Origin of the sequence: Neisseria sp. HMSC070F02 (assembly GCF_001814225.1) — a bacterium.
GTDB classification, from domain to species: Bacteria; Pseudomonadota; Gammaproteobacteria; order Burkholderiales; family Neisseriaceae; genus Neisseria; species Neisseria meningitidis.
The window spans coordinates 24,190-39,230 of the sequence record NZ_KV815399.1 but is presented as its reverse complement, the minus strand read 5'-3'; the positions used below and the strand labels follow the sequence as shown (position 1 = coordinate 39,230).

Annotated in this window: 14 protein-coding genes and 2 pseudogenes; 8 read left to right on the top strand and 8 right to left on the bottom strand. The window is 54.6% G+C overall.

The genetic code is table 11. The features are described 5' to 3' along the window. The first annotated feature begins 282 nt into the window (after window positions 1-282). A complete protein-coding gene (locus HMPREF2959_RS04370) occupies window positions 283-2,502 on the top strand; it encodes a DNA internalization-related competence protein ComEC/Rec2 (RefSeq protein WP_154098010.1) in 2,220 nt (739 codons plus the stop codon). 57 nt (window positions 2,503-2,559) lie between these two features. On the opposite strand, the gene HMPREF2959_RS04365 is transcribed toward HMPREF2959_RS04370, so the two are convergent. Beyond that, window positions 2,560-3,363 carry an outer membrane protein assembly factor BamD gene (locus HMPREF2959_RS04365; protein WP_002221259.1) on the bottom strand — a complete coding sequence of 268 codons (804 nt, stop codon included), beginning with the start codon at window positions 3,361-3,363 and terminating at the stop codon, window positions 2,560-2,562. On the opposite strand from HMPREF2959_RS04365, the gene rluD reads away from it, so the two are divergent. After that, on the top strand, window positions 3,362-4,486 hold the full coding sequence (rluD, locus tag HMPREF2959_RS04360; RefSeq protein WP_002232021.1) for a 23S rRNA pseudouridine(1911/1915/1917) synthase RluD: 1,125 nt from the start codon (window positions 3,362-3,364) through the stop codon (window positions 4,484-4,486). The genes HMPREF2959_RS04365 and rluD overlap by 2 nt on opposite strands. 152 nt (window positions 4,487-4,638) lie before the next feature. Here the strand turns inward: rluD and HMPREF2959_RS04355 are convergent, their stop codons facing one another. From HMPREF2959_RS04355 to HMPREF2959_RS12800, 3 genes and pseudogenes are all read right to left on the bottom strand, one after another. Next, window positions 4,639-5,586, bottom strand: coding sequence for a bile acid:sodium symporter family protein (locus HMPREF2959_RS04355; protein ID WP_025460366.1), 948 nt, complete (start codon window positions 5,584-5,586; stop codon window positions 4,639-4,641). Window positions 5,587-5,662: 76 nt separating this feature from the next. Continuing rightward, window positions 5,663-5,854 (bottom strand): hypothetical protein, encoded by a 192-nt coding sequence (locus HMPREF2959_RS10925; protein ID WP_079762369.1) that lies wholly within the window; start codon window positions 5,852-5,854, stop codon window positions 5,663-5,665. Continuing rightward, window positions 5,805-5,978 (bottom strand): annotated as a pseudogene (locus HMPREF2959_RS12800) (IS5/IS1182 family transposase); the annotation flags it as partial. The gene HMPREF2959_RS10925 and the pseudogene HMPREF2959_RS12800, both read right to left, overlap by 50 nt. A gap of 167 nt (window positions 5,979-6,145) precedes the next feature. Here HMPREF2959_RS12800 and pgeF point away from each other — a divergent pair. The 5 genes from pgeF (at window position 6,146) to HMPREF2959_RS04330 (ending at window position 9,587) form a co-directional block, all read left to right on the top strand. After that, window positions 6,146-6,925, top strand: a complete 780-nt coding sequence (gene pgeF, locus HMPREF2959_RS04350) for a peptidoglycan editing factor PgeF (protein WP_070696434.1) — start codon at window positions 6,146-6,148, stop codon at window positions 6,923-6,925. A 51-nt stretch (window positions 6,926-6,976) separates the two neighbouring features. Then, window positions 6,977-7,456 carry an LPS-assembly lipoprotein LptE gene (lptE, locus tag HMPREF2959_RS04345; protein ID WP_002214127.1) on the top strand — a complete coding sequence of 160 codons (480 nt, stop codon included), beginning with the start codon at window positions 6,977-6,979 and terminating at the stop codon, window positions 7,454-7,456. Between the two features lies 1 nt (window position 7,457). After that, window positions 7,458-8,456: a DNA polymerase III subunit delta gene (holA, locus tag HMPREF2959_RS04340; RefSeq protein ID WP_070696431.1), complete on the top strand. Its 999-nt coding sequence runs from the start codon at window positions 7,458-7,460 to the stop codon at window positions 8,454-8,456. A 120-nt stretch (window positions 8,457-8,576) separates the two neighbouring features. Then, window positions 8,577-8,996, top strand: a complete 420-nt coding sequence (locus HMPREF2959_RS04335; protein ID WP_002217668.1) for a hypothetical protein — start codon at window positions 8,577-8,579, stop codon at window positions 8,994-8,996. A gap of 75 nt (window positions 8,997-9,071) precedes the next feature. Then, window positions 9,072-9,587, top strand: coding sequence for an RDD family protein (locus HMPREF2959_RS04330; protein ID WP_002232027.1), 516 nt, complete (start codon window positions 9,072-9,074; stop codon window positions 9,585-9,587). Between the two features lie 83 nt (window positions 9,588-9,670). Here the strand turns inward: HMPREF2959_RS04330 and HMPREF2959_RS04325 are convergent, their stop codons facing one another. From HMPREF2959_RS04325 to HMPREF2959_RS13380, 4 genes and pseudogenes are all read right to left on the bottom strand, one after another. Continuing rightward, window positions 9,671-10,555, bottom strand: a complete 885-nt coding sequence (locus tag HMPREF2959_RS04325; protein WP_070696428.1) for a YicC/YloC family endoribonuclease — start codon at window positions 10,553-10,555, stop codon at window positions 9,671-9,673. Window positions 10,556-11,038: 483 nt separating this feature from the next. Next, window positions 11,039-11,902 (bottom strand): RNA polymerase sigma factor RpoH, encoded by an 864-nt coding sequence (rpoH, locus tag HMPREF2959_RS04320; RefSeq protein WP_002217665.1) that lies wholly within the window; start codon window positions 11,900-11,902, stop codon window positions 11,039-11,041. Window positions 11,903-12,165: 263 nt separating this feature from the next. Continuing rightward, window positions 12,166-13,704 carry an apolipoprotein N-acyltransferase gene (gene lnt, locus HMPREF2959_RS04315; protein WP_148138163.1) on the bottom strand — a complete coding sequence of 513 codons (1,539 nt, stop codon included), beginning with the start codon at window positions 13,702-13,704 and terminating at the stop codon, window positions 12,166-12,168. A gap of 68 nt (window positions 13,705-13,772) precedes the next feature. Next, window positions 13,773-14,499: pseudogene (locus HMPREF2959_RS13380) on the bottom strand (DUF808 family protein). 193 nt (window positions 14,500-14,692) lie between these two features. Here HMPREF2959_RS13380 and HMPREF2959_RS04300 point away from each other — a divergent pair. Further along, window positions 14,693-15,013: a hypothetical protein gene (locus tag HMPREF2959_RS04300; RefSeq protein WP_002232033.1), complete on the top strand. Its 321-nt coding sequence runs from the start codon at window positions 14,693-14,695 to the stop codon at window positions 15,011-15,013. Window positions 15,014-15,041 lie beyond the last annotated feature (28 nt).

Here is a 15,041-nt window from a genome sequence, read left to right as displayed (position 1 = left end):
GGGTTCGTGGTAATGACGAGATGTGGGTTCGTGGGAATGACGATGGAAAGTTTGCCGTTGTCTCGGATAATACTGAGGCTTTTCGTTTGCATTCTTATAGTGGTTTAACAAAAACCAGTACAGCGTTGCCTCGCCTTGCCGTACTATCTGTACTGTCTGCGGCTTCGTCGCCTTGTCCTGATTTAAATTTAAACCACTATATCATTTTCAAATCTTGTTATGACGGTTTTTCGGATTTGCTTTATTATCCGTTTATTTTTGAAATATCTGGGGTGGGGAGACGTGTTCCGTCGTTGGTTTTTGCCGTGTTGGGTTGTCGGCGCGGCGGCTTCGTTTGCGCTGCCGGTCGTGCCGCATTGGCTGTTTTGGCTGGCGGCTTTTGCGGTTTTTGCTGTGTTTGCAAGGCGTTTTGCGTTTGCCGGTCTGATGCTGTGCGTGTTGGCGGGCGCGGCTTACGGCGTATTCAGAACGGAAGCGGCACTGTCTTCGCAATGGCGGGCGGAGGCGGTTTCAGGTGTGCCGTTGACGGTGGAAGTGGCGGATATGCCGAGGTCGGACGGGCGGCGTGTGCAGTTTGCGGCAAAGGCTGTGGACAGCGGTGGTCGGACGTTTGATTTGCTGCTGTCGGACTACAAACGGCGCGAATGGGCGGTCGGGAGCAGATGGCGGATAACGGCACGTGTGCACCCTGTCGTCGGGGAATTGAACCTGCGCGGTTTGAACCGTGAGGCGTGGGCATTATCCAACGGAATAGGCGGTGCGGGGACGGTCGGTGCGGACAGGGTTTTGCTGCATGGCGGAAGCGGTTGGGGGATTGCGGTTTGGCGCAGCCGCATCAGCCGTAATTGGCAGCAGGCGGATGCGGACGGCGGGCTTTCAGACGGCATCGGGCTGATGCGCGCGTTGAGCGTGGGCGAACAGTCGGCATTGCGCCCCGAATTGTGGCAGGCGTTCCGGCCGTTGGGGCTGACGCATTTGGTCAGTATTTCGGGTTTGCACGTTACGATGGTGGCGGTAATGTTTGCGTGGCTGGCGAAGCGGCTGCTTGCCTGTTCCCCGCGCCTTCCTGCCCGGCCGCGCGCGTGGGTTTTGGCGGCGGGGTGTGCAGGCGCGCTGTTTTACGCGCTGCTTGCCGGTTTTTCCGTGCCGACGCAGCGCAGCGTTTTGATGTTGGCGGCGTTTGCGTGGGCTTGGCGCAGGGGAAGATTGTCGGCGTGGGCGACGTGGTGGCAGGCGTTGGCGGCGGTGCTGCTGTTCGACCCGTCGGCGGTCTTGGGTGTGGGGACTTGGCTGTCTTTCGGTTTGGTGGCGGCCCTGATATGGGCGTGCTCGGGGCGTTTGCACGAGGGAAAACGGCAAACTGCTTTGCGCGGGCAGTGGGCGGCTTCGGTGTTGTCGCTGGTTTTGCTCGGTTATCTGTTTGCTTCGCTGCCTTTAATCAGCCCTTTGGTCAATGCGGTGGCAATTCCGTGGTTTTCTTGGGTATTGACGCCGCTGGCGTTGCTGGGTTCGGTCGTGCCGTTTGCGCCTTTGCAACAGTTGGGGGCATTTTTGGCGGAATATACTTTGCGGTTTTTGGTGTGGCTTGCCGATGTGTCGCCCGAGTTTGCCGTTGCCTCCGCACCTTTGCCGCTGTTGGTGTTGGCGGTGTGTGCCGCTTTGCTGTTGCTGCTGCCGCGCGGCTTGGGTTTGCGTCCGTGGGCGGTGTTGCTGTTGGCAGGGTTTGTGTTTTACCGTTCACCCGGCGTGCCGGAAAATGAGGTTGCGGTTACGGTTTGGGATGCGGGGCAGGGTTTGTCGGTGTCGGTTCAGACGGCAAATCATCATCTTTTGTTTGACACCGGAACGGCAGCGGCGGCGCAGATGGGGATTGTGCCGAGTTTGAATGCGGCGGGTGTCCGCCGTTTGGACAAGCTGGTTCTGTCGCATCACGACAGCGACCACGACGGCGGTTTTCAGGCAGTCGGCAAGATACCGAACGGCGGGATTTATGCCGGGCAGCCGGAATTTTATGAGGGGGCGCGGCATTGTGCGGAACAGCGTTGGCAATGGGACGGCGTGGATTTTGAGTTTTTGATGCCGTCTGAACGCAAAAACATCGATGATAATGGGAAAAGTTGTGTTTTGCGTGTTGTGGCGGGCGGTGCGGCACTGCTGGTAACGGGCGATTTGGATACGAAGGGTGAGGAAAGCCTGGTCGGCAAGTATGGAGGCAACCTGTACAGCCAGGTTTTGGTGTTGGGACATCACGGCAGCAATACGTCCTCGTCGGGCGTGTTCCTCAATGCCGTCTCGCCCGAATATGCCGTTGCTTCAAGCGGTTATGCCAACGCCTACAAACATCCGACCGAAGCGGTGCAGAACCGTGTCCGCGCACACGGCATCAAACTGCTGCGTACCGATTTGTCGGGCGCACTGCAATTCGGCTTGGGACGCGGCGGCGTGAAGGCTCAACGTTTGAGAGGGTATAAATTCTATTGGCAGAAAAAACCGTTTGAATGAGGTTTGAAACATAAAATGCCGTCTGAAACGGCTTCAGACGGCATTACGAAGATGGGCTTAATGCCAGTAACGCCACCAGGGCATATCGTCGGGCTGCCAAGCGTGCGTCAAAAACGGGCTTTTCGGGAAGTTGGTTTCCAACACGCGGCGCGTATCGGCGGCAAGCTGTGGTTTGCCGAGTTTTTGGTAGGCAAGTTCCAATATGGCGAGCGATTCTTCGACATAACGTGTATTTTGATAGCTGCCGATAATTTTTTGGGCGCGGTTGGCGGCGGCGATATATGCGCCGCGTTTCATGTAGTAGCGCGCCACCGACATTTCATTGCCGCCCAGTGCATCGACCAGTTTGACCATGCGTGCGGTTGCATCGGCGGCGTATTTGCTGTTCGGGAAGCGTTGGACGAGTTCCGCAAACGCCTGGTACGCTTCGCGGTTGGCTTTCGGGTCGCGGTCGGACCAGTCTTGCGAGGCCAGTTTGTTCAAGAAGGACTGGTCTTCGTTGAACAGCACCAAGCCGCGCAGATACAGCGCGTAATCCATGTTCGGATGCTGCGGATGGAGGCGGCGGAAGCGTTCGATTGCCGCCAGCGCCTTATCCTTCTCATCATCTTTATAGTAGGCGTATGCCGTATCCAGTTGGGATTGCCGGGCATGGCGGCTGGTAGGGAAGCGCGATTCCAAGATTTCGTATAATTTGACAGCCCGCGTATAATTGCTGCTGTTCAGCTCGTCCTGGGCTTCGGCATAGAGCTTCTCCACACTCCAATCTTGGGTAATCTGGGCATCTTTATCGACCGTACCTTGAGTGGCACAGGCACTCAGTGCCAAACCTAATGAAACCGTTAAAAGAATTTTTTTCATGCAGAATACTTCCTTTGATAATGAATCCGATTATAGCGACGATTCAGACTTTGCGTCAGCTTCCGAAACTGAAAACCGTATCGGTCTGACCGTTCCGCTCGAGCTTGCTGGCGGGCGGTTGGATGCGGTATTAGCGAAACTTCTGCCCGACTACTCGCGCAGCCGCCTGACATCATGGATTAAAGAAGGCGCGGTTATTGTAAACGATAAACCTTCGCAACCCAAAGACAAAATGATAGGCGGCGAGCAAATTTGTGTAACCGTCCGTCCGAGTGAGGAAAATCTGGCGTTTGTTCCAGAGCCTATGGCTTTGGATATTGTTTACGAAGACGATACCGTCATCGTCGTCAACAAACCGGCCGGACTGGTCGTCCACCCTGCCGCAGGAAACTGGAGCGGTACCCTGCTCAACGGTCTCTTGGCGCACTGTCCCGAGCTGTCCCAAATTCCGCGCGCGGGCATCGTACACCGTTTGGACAAAGAAACCAGCGGGCTGATGGTGGTTGCCAAAACCCTGTCGGCGCAAAATTCCCTCGTGAGGCAGCTTCAAGAACGCACGGTCAAACGCATCTACCGCGCCGTCGCCAACGGCATCGTCCCCTTTGACGGTAAAATCGAAACCCAAATCGGACGCGATCCGCACAACCGCCTGAAAATGGCAGTCGTCAAATTCGGCGGCAAGCCTGCCGTAACCCACGTCAAAGTGTTGGAACGCTATCTTGCCCACAGCTATATCGAATGTTCGCTCGAAACAGGCAGGACGCACCAAATCCGCGTCCATATGCGTGAGGCCAACCATCCGCTTGCCGGCGACCCGGTTTACGGCAACCCGCGCCATCCGTGCGGCGACACGGTGAAAGAAGCCGTTAAAAGTTTGGGTGCGCGTCAGGCGTTGCACGCCTACCGCTTGAGTTTTACCCATCCGGAAAGCGGCGAAACCGTTTCGTTTGAGGCACCGATTCCGGACGACATATATCATTTGTTGTCTGTCCTCCGTCTTGAAGCCGGTTTGGATTCGTCTTTGAGCAATGAAGAGGAATGGCAGGACAAATTCGGCGCGGACGACGATGACGATTGGAACGAAGACGACTACGATGTCGAAGTGGTTTATGTAAGGGAGTGAGGCGGTTTGCAAGGCGGGGCGAACGCAGGCAGCCGAACCGGAGCAGCCGGGCAATCGTCCCCGCCGATTTCAAACAAAGGCCGTCTGAAGGGGTCGGGCGGAAACCGCCGGTTTCGTTTGCCCCGTTCAGACGGCATTATGATGAAAGGCGTTTAGGGTTTTTTATGTTTACCGGCTTTGGCCGCCCAATAAGTTGCCAGCAGCGAGCCGGAGATATTGTGCCACACGCTGAACAATGCGCCCGGAACGGCAACGACCGGCGCGGCGGCAAAGTGTGCGACGGCAAGCGCGGCGGCCAGGCCCGAGTTTTGCATACCGACTTCGATGGTCAGCGTTTTTTGTGCATCATAAGGCAGGCCGGTCCATTTGGCGGCAAAGAAGCCGAGCAGGTAGCCGATGCCGTTGTGGAGTACGACAACCGCAAAAATCAGCAGGCCGCTTTCCATAATCTTGCCTTTGCTTGCCCCAACAACCGCGCCGATAATCAGCACGATGGCGGCAACGGAAACCAGCGGCAGCGCATCGGTCAGCTTTTCGGTTTTACTGCCCAAAACCTTATGGACAATCAAACCCAAAACAATGGGGAGCAAAACCATTTTGACGATGGACATCAACATACCGGCCGCTTGGATTTCCAGCATTTCGCCGGCAAGCATCAGGAAGATGGCGGGAGTCAGCAATGGGGAAATCAGGGTGGAAACAGACGTAACGGCAACCGACAAAGCCACATTGCCGCGCGCCAGATAGGCCATCACATTGGAAGCCGTACCGCCCGGGCAGCAGCCGACCAAAATCACGCCGACCGCGATTTCGGCAGGCAGGTTCAACAGTTTGGACAGCAGCCAGGCGGTTGCCGGCATAATGGCGAATTGTGCGATTACGCCGATGATGACGGCTTTGGGATGTTTGAACAAAATATCGAAGTCGGAAGGTTTGAGCGTCAAACCCATACCGAACATAATAATGCCCAACAGCCAAGGAATATAAGGCCCCGCCCATTTGAAGGTGTCGGGCGCGAAAAAAGCGGCGGCGGCAAAGAGCGCGGCCCAGAGGGAAAATGTTTTTCCGATAAAGCTGCTGATTTTACTGAGGATATTCATAATAATGCGTTGCGTGTTTGTTTTTAAGGGAAGGCAAGCATACACGCCTTAACCTTAATTTGCAAAATGACCGTGCCTAAACAATGCCGTCTGAAAGTGGAGATTGGTTTTCAGACGGCATCGCCCGAGAGGTGTCGGAAATGGACTTTATTCCCATTCCTTTTCGGTTGAAACCCGTCTGTTTATGGCGATAGAATCTAATCGGAGGGTAGTCTCGTTCGGGCAACACGCAGTGCGGTGCTTGATGTGCCGTCCTCTGTTGAAACATATAAAGCTCGGAGAAAGTATAGTGGATTAAATTTAAACCAGTACAGCGTTGCCTCGCCTTGCCGTACTATCTGTACTGTCTGCGGCTTCGTCGCCTTGTCCTGATTTAAATTTAATCCACTATATATAAGGGCATCATTCCTGCACCGGCAAGAATCCGAACCCGAACGTTTGAAAACAATCCCGAATCTCCGAATTCCCGCCTGTGCGGGAATGACGAAAAAAACAAGCATCCATTTGCCCCGAAGGCAGTTAATCAACCCTTTCCGCCACACACCTATTCCAATATCCAATGAAAACCATCACAGAAACCCTAAATCTCGCCCCGAAAGGCAAAAACTTCCTGACCGCCGATTGGCCCGCGCCCGCCAATGTGAAAACCCTGATTACCACGCGCAACGGCGGCGTGAGCCAAGGTGCGTATCAGAGTTTGAACCTCGGTACGCACGTCGGCGACGACCCTGAAGCCGTGCGCCGTAACCGCGAAATCGTGCAACAGCAGGTCGGATTGCCCGTTGCCTACCTCAATCAAATCCACAGCACCGTCGTCGTCAATGCTGCCGAAGCGTTGGGAGGCACACCCAATGCGGACGCTTCCGTGGACGACACGGGCAAGGTTGCCTGTGCCGTGATGACTGCCGACTGTCTGCCCGTTCTATTTTGCGACAGGGCGGGTACGGCGGTTGCCGCCGCACACGCGGGCTGGCGCGGTTTGGCGGGCGGCGTATTGCAAAACACCATAGCCGCGATGAAGGTTCCGCCTGTCGAAATGATGGCGTATCTCGGTCCCGCCATCAGTGCGGATGCGTTTGAAGTCGGGCAGGACGTGTTTGATGCGTTCTGCATGCCCATGCCCGAAGCCGCCGCCGCATTTGAAGGCATAGGCGGCGGCAAATTCCTTGCCGACCTTTACGCGCTCGCCCGCCTGATTCTGAAGCGTGAAGGCGTGGGCGGCGTATATGGCGGCACGCATTGTACGGTTTTGGAACGGGACACTTTCTTTTCCTACCGCCGCGACGGAGCGACAGGGCGTATGGCGAGCCTGATTTGGCTGGACGGCAATGCCGTCTGAACACGCCGCTGATATAATCTACCGACTTTGTGCTTTTGAGAAAGGCAAGCCATGAACAAACTGTTTCTTACTGCCGCAGTGCTGATGCTGGGCGCGTGCGGTTTCCACCTGAAAGGTGCAGACGGCATTTCTCCGCCGCTGACCTACCGGAGCTGGCACATCGAAGGCGGACAGGCATTGCAGTTTCCTTTGGAAACCGCGCTGTATCAGGCTTCGGGCAGGGTGGACGATGCTGCCGGCGCGCAGATGACCCTGCGTATAGACAGCGTTTCCCAAAACAAGGAAACCTACACCGTTACCCGTGCGGCAGTCATCAACGAATATCTTTTGATATTGACGGTTGAAGCGCAGGTATTGAAACGCGGCGAGCCGGTCGGCAAACCGATGACCGTGTCCGTCCGCCGCGTCCTTGCTTATGCCGACAACGAGATCTTGGGCAAACAGGAAGAGGAAGCGGCATTGTGGGCGGAAATGCGGCAGGATGCCGCCGAACAGATTGTCCGCCGCCTGACCTTTCTGAAGGCGGAATGACGTGGCGGCACATATCGGACGCATTGATACGGACGCGCCTTTGAAACCCCTGTACGTCATCCACGGCGAGGAAGAACTGTTGCGTATCGAGGCATTGGACGCATTGAGGGCGGCGGCGAAGAAACAAGGTTACCTTAATCGGGAAGTTTATACGGCAGACAATGCTTTCGATTGGAACGAGCTGCTGCAAACCGCAGGCAGTGCGGGTCTGTTTGCCGATTTGAAGCTGTTGGAACTGCATATCCCTAACGGCAAGCCCGGCAAAACCGGCGGCGAGGCGTTGCAGGATTTTGCCGCCCGCCTGCCGGAAGATACGGTAACGCTGGTTTTACTGCCCAAACTGGAGAAAACCCAGCTCCAGTCCAAATGGTTTGCCGCATTGGCGGCAAAGGGGGAAGTGTGGGAAGCCAAACCGGTCGGCGCGGCGGCTTTGCCCCAATGGATACGCGGACGGCTGGACAAAATCGGTTTGGGTATCGGGGCAGACGCATTGGCACTGTTTGCCGAGCGCGTGGAAGGCAATCTGTTGGCGGCACGTCAGGAAATCGACAAGCTCGCGCTGCTGTATCCGAAAGGGCATACCGTCAATATCCATGAGGCGCAAACCGCCGTTGCCAATGTTGCTCGCTTTGACGTTTTTCAGCTTGCCGGCGCATGGATGAAGGGTGATGTGCCGCGCGTATGCAGGTTGTTGGACGGATTGCAGGAGGAAGGCGAAGAACCGGTGCTGCTTCTGTGGGCGGTTGCCGAAGACGTGCGGACGCTGATCCGGCTTGCCGCCGCCCTGAAGCAGGGGCAGAGCATCCAATCCGTCCGCAACAGCCTCAGGCTTTGGGGTGAAAAGCAGACGCTCGCACCGCTTGCGGTCAAGCGGATTTCCGTCGTCCGCCTGCTTGATGCGCTTAAAACCTGTGCCAAAATCGACAGGATTATCAAAGGTGCGGAAGAGGGCGATTCATGGGCGGCGTTCAGACAACTCGTCATTTCACTGGCAGAATAAAGCGGCAATCCCTAAAATCCGAAAATACTGTAAAATACCGTTAATCCTGAAAAGTATTCACCAATCCGTCCGAAAACATTTCAGACGGCACGACCACCTCAATAAAGGAACATTAACCCTATGGACAATAAGACCAAACTACGCCTCGGCGGCCTGATTCTGCTGACCACCGCTGTTTTAAGCCTGATTATCGTACTGATCGTCGACTCTTGGCCGCTTGCCATCCTGCTTGCCGCCGTCATCGTCGCCGCCGCTGCGGGCGGCTTTGTTTGGACATCCCGCCGACAGCAACGCCAGTTTATCGAACGTCTGAAAAAATTCGACATCGATCCCGAAAAAGGCAGAATCAACGAGGCAAACCTGCGCCGTATGTACCACAGCGGCGGACAACACCAGAAAGATGCGATTACCCTGATCTGCCTGTCGCAAAAATGTTCGGTGGACGAGGCGCACGCTATGTTCAAAAAACGCCCGACACGTCAGGAAATCAATCAAATGGCGGCAAAACAGTCGCGCGGTCAGAAACGTCCGCACCGTTAACCGCCGCAAGGCATCTTTGCATAAATGCCGTCTGAAGCCTGTTGGCGTTTCAGACGGCATATTCTGATTGAAAAGATGATGACACTGAAAACCGCCCCGCTCAAACGCCGCTTTGCCGCCATGCTGTACGAAATGCTGCTGGTCGGTGCGGCAACCTGTTTGGCAGCATTGTTTGCCGGTATTGCCGCCATTTTTCTGAATCCCGTTTCTATCGCGGTTTCTGCATTGGTAACGAGTATCCTGATAATGGGATCATGGTGGCTTTATTTTCGCGCCAACTGGCACGGTCAGGGGCAGACCTTGGCGATGAGGACATGGAAAATCGGCTTGTGCGACCTTAACGGCATACAGCCGTCTTTGTACCTGCTGCGCCTGCGCTTTATTTGGGCGTGCATATTTATCGTCTTCATTCCTATGCTTGCTTATGCCGGATTGCGCCACTTCCTCGGCATTCCGCCCAAGGGCGCGGCCGGCGCGGCATTGATTTGGCTGATTTTACCGTGGGGGTTCGCCCTGCTGAATCCCGATCGGCAGTTTCTGTATGATTTTCTTGCAGGAACAAGATTGGTGGCGGTCAAAGGAAAGCCTTAAGCCTTTATACCGCAAAGGTTTCAAACTGAAAAAATGCCGTCTGAAAGGGCTTTCAGACGGCATTTGCTTATCGGGGAAACCGATTATTCGATATTCTGCACCTGTTCGCGCATCTGTTCGATCAGGACTTTCAGCTCGACCGAGGCTTGGGTGCATTCGGTAGCGATGGATTTGCTGCCCAAAGTGTTGGCTTCGCGGTTTAATTCCTGCATCAGGAAGTCCAGCCGTTTGCCGCTGCTGCCTTTGTGTTCGGTAACGATACGGCGCACTTCGGCAATGTGGGTGCGTAGGCGGCTGAACTCTTCGTCGATGTCGGATTTTTGGATAAAGAGGGCAAATTCCTGTTGCAGGCGGTCGTTGTCGATGCTGCCGACCGCTTCGGCAAGGCGGGCGCGGATTTTTTCTTTATGTGTTTCCAACAGGGTAGGAAAGAGTTCGCTTAATGCATCTATGATTTCTTCCATGCTTTCGAGGCGTTGTAACAGGTGCTCGCCCAATTTTTTCCCTTCGCGCCGGCGTGCGGCAGTAAAGTCTTTTAACGCTTTTTCAGTCAGTTCGGTAATGCTTTTTGTCAATTCTTCCGTATTGTCCCTTTGGCTTGCCAATACGCCGGGGAAACGCAGGATGTCGGCAACGCCCAGTTTTGCCAAATCGTGATGCTTGCGGAGGTCTTTGTTGATTTCGGCAAGCTGGTTCACCAAATCCGAGTTGAGTTCCAAGGACTGTCTGCTGTTTTCCGTATCTTGAATTTGGATTTTGCATTCGACTTTGCCGCGCGCGATATGGGATGAAATTTTCTCGCGGATACCGCTTTCCAAATAGCGCAAATCGTCGGGCATCCTGATTTGAATATCTAGAAAACGGTGGTTGACCGCACGCAGGTCGAGATTGATGCGTTTGCTGCCGCATTCTTCTGCCGTATTGGCAAATCCGGTCATACTGTGGATATGGATATTTCCGCTGCTCATGTCGTTCTCTGAAGCCCGTTAAAATGGAATCAATATATCACATCTGTATGGCGGCAAGCGTTTTCGGGTGTGAAAAATTGAAGATTTTGCAGCGGCAGATTGGAATCACGCGCTTTTGTTGCTGCAAGGAAGGGAAATGTATAGTGGATTAACCAAAACCAGTACGGCGTTGCCTCGCCCTAGCTCGAAGAGAACGATTCTCTAAGGTGCTCAAGCACCAAGTGAATCGGTTCCGTACTATTTGTACTGTCTGCGGCTTCGCCGCCTTGTCCTGATTTTTGTTAATCCACTATATCAATTTCGCCAATCTGTCGGAAAAGCAGCTGATGCGGCAGTGTCTGGTGCATGTCTGCTTTTTGATTTCGGCAATTGCAACGGCGTGGACGGATAAAATCGTGTACAGCACGACGCACAAACCGCATTGATGTTTACCAAATAAAATACCCGACAAAACAATTTGTCGGGTATTTTATTGCGTATATTTCAAACCGCTTCGGCTTCTTCGGTCAGGAAACCACGCAGTTTCTGCATGGCTTTTGCTTCAATCTGGCGGATGCGCTCGGCAGAGACGCCGTATTCTGCAGCAAGCTGGTGCAGCGTCAGCCCGCCGTCGTCTTGAAGCCAGCGGCTTTCCACAATACGGCGGCTCCTGTCATCCAGTTGCGCCAAAGCGTTTTGTAAACCTTCTGTTTGCAGGGCGTAATGCGCCTGTTTCGATAGTTGCCGGCTCGGTTCGGAATCGTGGTCGGCAAGCCAGTCGATGGGGGCGAAACTGTCCTCGTCGTCGCTGTTGTCTGCCATGATGGCGATGTCGTGTCCCGTCATGCGCTGTTCCATTTCCAGAACTTCGGAAAGTTTGACACCCAAATCGTCGGCGATGTCTTGTGCCTCTTTGGGAGACAGGGCGTTGAGGTTTTTACGCATACTGCGTAAATTGAAAAACAGCTTGCGTTGCGGTTTGGTGGTGGCAACGCGAACCAAACGCCAGTTTCTCAAAATAAACTCGTGGATTTCGGCTTTAATCCAGTGTACGGCAAATGAAAACAGACGCGCGCCTCTACCGGGCTCGTAGCGTTTGACCGCCTTCATCAGTCCGATATTGCCTTCCTGAATCAGGTCTGCCTGATTCAGCCCGTAGCCGTCATAGCCGCGCGCGATGGAAACGACGACGCGCAGGTGGGACAGGATGAGTTGTTTGGCGGCGTTGAGGTCGCCCTTTATCCGGCGTTCGGCGAGGCGGGTTTCTTCTTCCTGGGACAGCATCGGGATGCTGTTGACGGTGTGGATGTATTGTTCGAGGCTGCCGTTGCCGCTTTGGATGGCGGGTAATGCGAAAGCGTTATTCATTTGGGGCATTTCCTTTCGGCTGAAACTGCGTATCGGCGGTTTGCTGTGTTGGGATGCAGTATATCACTGCTTGGCTTGTATTTTGTATGTTTGGCAGGAGATATGCGCTAAGGTTTGAAAGACAGGAAAATTTTGTAAGGCAGGTTTGATTGATTTTGTAAACCTGATGGCTCAATCCGATTTCGGAATTATATTACATACGTAGTTGTATGTAAACAGCCGGTTTGAAAAAAGACAGCCCGTCCGGACGGGCTGTGCAGGTATCAGTGTTCTTTGTTTCGGAAGATGAAAAGAATCAGTGCGGCTAGGGTCAATATGCCCATCAACCACCATGAACTGCCGGTTTTCATATAGGGTGTTTCGCCGACATAGCCTTTGATGTGTCCTTCCAATACGGTTTCCGTATCGGGTTGGGCTTGGGCGATGATGTTGCCTTTGGGGGAGATGATGGCGGTTGCGCCGGTGTTGGTGGCACGGACCATATAGCGTCCGAGTTCCATAGCCCGTGCCTGCGATTGTTGGAGGTGCTGGTACATGGCGTTGGATTTTCCGTACCACGCCATATTGCTGGCATTGGCAAGCAGGGTGGCATCTTTGGCGGCGGCAATCAGTTCGTCGCCGAATCCGTCTTCGTAACAGATGTTGAAGGCGATTTTTTGGTTTTTCATCAGCAGGGCGGATTGCTTACCGCCGCCTTTGCGGAAGTCGGAAAGGGGCATATTCATCATTTTGTAAAGCGGCGTGGTCAGGAAGGGCAGCGGTTTGTATTCGCCGAAGGGGACGAGGTGGTTTTTGGCGTAGTAGGGGATGCCGTCCTGATTGTTTTCCTGATAACCGGTCAGGTTGATGACGGCGTTTTCGTAACCGTTGCCGTCCGAAGTGTATTGGCTGATGCCGACGGCGAGCGCGCTGCCGTTGTTTTGCGCCTGTTCGGCAAATTTTGCCAGTATGTTTTCCGGCAGGTTTTGGCGCATAACGGGGATGGCGGTTTCGGGCAGGATGACGATGTCGGCAGTGGTTTTGCCGACCTGTTCGTAATATTTCTGTATGGTCGGGATGACTTGGTCTTCACGCCATTTGAGGGTTTGGTCGATGTTGCCTTGAAGCAGGGCGACGGTGCTGCGGCTGCCGTCGGGGCGGGTGAAGTCGGTTTGTCGGGCGGTGTAGCCTGCGGCAAGCAGGGCGGCAATCAGGATAATTGGAAGCAGGCGTTTGCCCGAACGTGCGGTGTTATCACTCGCCAAAACCAGCCAGACACCGAGAAAGGCGGTTGCCAGTGTAACCATGTGGATGCCGCCCAATGGGGCAAAGCCGGCGAGCGGGCTGTCCGGGGTGATTTGGGAGTAGCCGATTGCGCCCCAGCCGAATCCGGTCAGGAAACGCTCGCGGGCAAACTCGGTCAGCGTCCACAGGATGGGCAGTACCAAACCGATTTTTATGCCCCGAGGCAGGGTAAATTTTTTCCACAGCCAGAAACACAGTGCCGGATAAAGGGCAAGGTAGGCGGGGAGTAGGAAGGTCAGCGGTACGGCATAGAGGTCGGGCAGGCCGGAAACGTCGTGCAGGGCGGTGTGTATCCAGTAGAACTGTGTCGTGTATGCGGTCAGGCCGAACAGGTAGGCGGAAGAGACAGCAAAACGCGGACGCAGTTCGATGAGGCGGACGAAGGCACCGAAAATCAAGGGCATCAGCCAAAAGTGGTGGTAGGGTGCGAAGGTAAAGGGGGTGGCGGCGGCAAAAAGGATGAGCAAAGGCCAGTAGAGGGCGGGGTGCTGCCAGTATTTGTCCAGTTTGGAAACCATATTCATCTGTCTGTTCGGAAGATACCGTCTGAACATCTTTCAAACGGCATCGGTATTTGAAAAAGAAATCAATGCCTGCCGAAACGATTCATCAGCGGCAAGGCGGGGGCGCAGGCAATCGAACCGGAAAGCAGCCCGACAACGAGGTTGGCGAAGTACTCCGCCCAGCCAGCGTCCCAGTGTTGCGCGTGCAGGAAATCGTGCAGAAGGCCGAGGTTGTGGGCGACCAGTACGCCGCCGATAAGAAACATGGCAAGCGTGCCGACCACGCTCAAACCGCGCATAAAGCAAGGCATAAAGGCAGTCAGCATTTGCCCCAAACTGCGCGAAAAGGTTTGTGGGCGGCGCATCAGCAGCATGCCTAAGTCGTCGAGTTTGACGATGACGGCAACGATTCCGTACACCAAAACAGTCATGCCGATGCCGATTGCCGCCATTACGAGCATGCGCGTCATGTCGGTGCAGAAACTTGTGCAGCAGCTTTTCTACGCCTTCAAAGCACAGATAAATGCCGCCTGCCGTCAAAAGCGGCGTAATGAGTTGCGGCAGGAAGGCGGAAAGCAGCAGGGCCGCAGGCACCAAAACCGGCTTGTTGGAAAAAGAACCTTTCGCCATCGACCAAACAATCGGCAACTCGCGTTCTGCCGATACGCCCGTAACCCGGTTGGCATTGGGTGCCAAATCGTCGCCGACCATGCCGGCGGTTTTCTTTGCGGCGGCTTTGGTCATCAGGGCAACATCGTCCAAAACGGCGGTGATGTCGTCCGGCAGGGTAAATAGTGAGGCAAATGCCATTAAAGAATCCTGAAATGCGGCGCAAAGTCCGACATTATATAGGAGAACGCGGATTTGGGCGGTTTCAGGCGGCATGAAACAGGAAAATGCCGTCTGAAGGCGGTGGCGGACGTGAAGTAAAGTTTCGTGAAAAAAATGCCGTGTTACAGTCTTTCGATTTTAATTTAATGAATTTTAAGGGAGAATCGTTAGCGTGGATTGGATGGGCAGTCTGTTCCTGCCGGGTGGCGCACTGTTGTTCCTGAGCGTGGTTTCGACCACTTTGTCCGCATGTTTGGGAATGCCTTTGCTGCTGGTTTCTCCCGCCGGCGTGTTGGACGGGGCGGCGGAAGCCTTGGCGATTGCGGCGTTCCTGATGCTGGTCGCGCGTCCGCCGGCAGTGTTCGGCGGTTTGTGGAAATTCAATTACAGCCTGCGTGAAAAGGCGTATAGCCGAATAGAAATGCAGTCCGACACCGTGCTTCAGGCGGGGATTTGGCGTGGTACATCCTGCCCGACGGCAAGGTCGATATAGTGAATTAAATTTAAATCAGGACAAGGCG

Coding starts and splice junctions, on each gene's coding strand:
- HMPREF2959_RS04330 (WP_002232027.1), top strand. CDS start 9,072: ATGATGACACTGAAAACCGCCCCGCTCAAACGCCGCTTTGCCGCCATG.
- lptE (WP_002214127.1), top strand. CDS start 6,977: ATGAACAAACTGTTTCTTACTGCCGCAGTGCTGATGCTGGGCGCGTGC.
- HMPREF2959_RS04355 (WP_025460366.1), bottom strand. CDS start 5,586: ATGAATATCCTCAGTAAAATCAGCAGCTTTATCGGAAAAACATTTTCC.
- rpoH (WP_002217665.1), bottom strand. CDS start 11,902: ATGAATAACGCTTTCGCATTACCCGCCATCCAAAGCGGCAACGGCAGC.
- HMPREF2959_RS10925 (WP_079762369.1), bottom strand. CDS start 5,854: ATGTTTCAACAGAGGACGGCACATCAAGCACCGCACTGCGTGTTGCCC.
- HMPREF2959_RS04365 (WP_002221259.1), bottom strand. CDS start 3,363: ATGAAAAAAATTCTTTTAACGGTTTCATTAGGTTTGGCACTGAGTGCC.
- rluD (WP_002232021.1), top strand. CDS start 3,362: ATGCAGAATACTTCCTTTGATAATGAATCCGATTATAGCGACGATTCA.
- pgeF (WP_070696434.1), top strand. CDS start 6,146: ATGAAAACCATCACAGAAACCCTAAATCTCGCCCCGAAAGGCAAAAAC.
- lnt (WP_148138163.1), bottom strand. CDS start 13,704: ATGGTTTCCAAACTGGACAAATACTGGCAGCACCCCGCCCTCTACTGG.
- HMPREF2959_RS04335 (WP_002217668.1), top strand. CDS start 8,577: ATGGACAATAAGACCAAACTACGCCTCGGCGGCCTGATTCTGCTGACC.
- HMPREF2959_RS04325 (WP_070696428.1), bottom strand. CDS start 10,555: ATGAGCAGCGGAAATATCCATATCCACAGTATGACCGGATTTGCCAAT.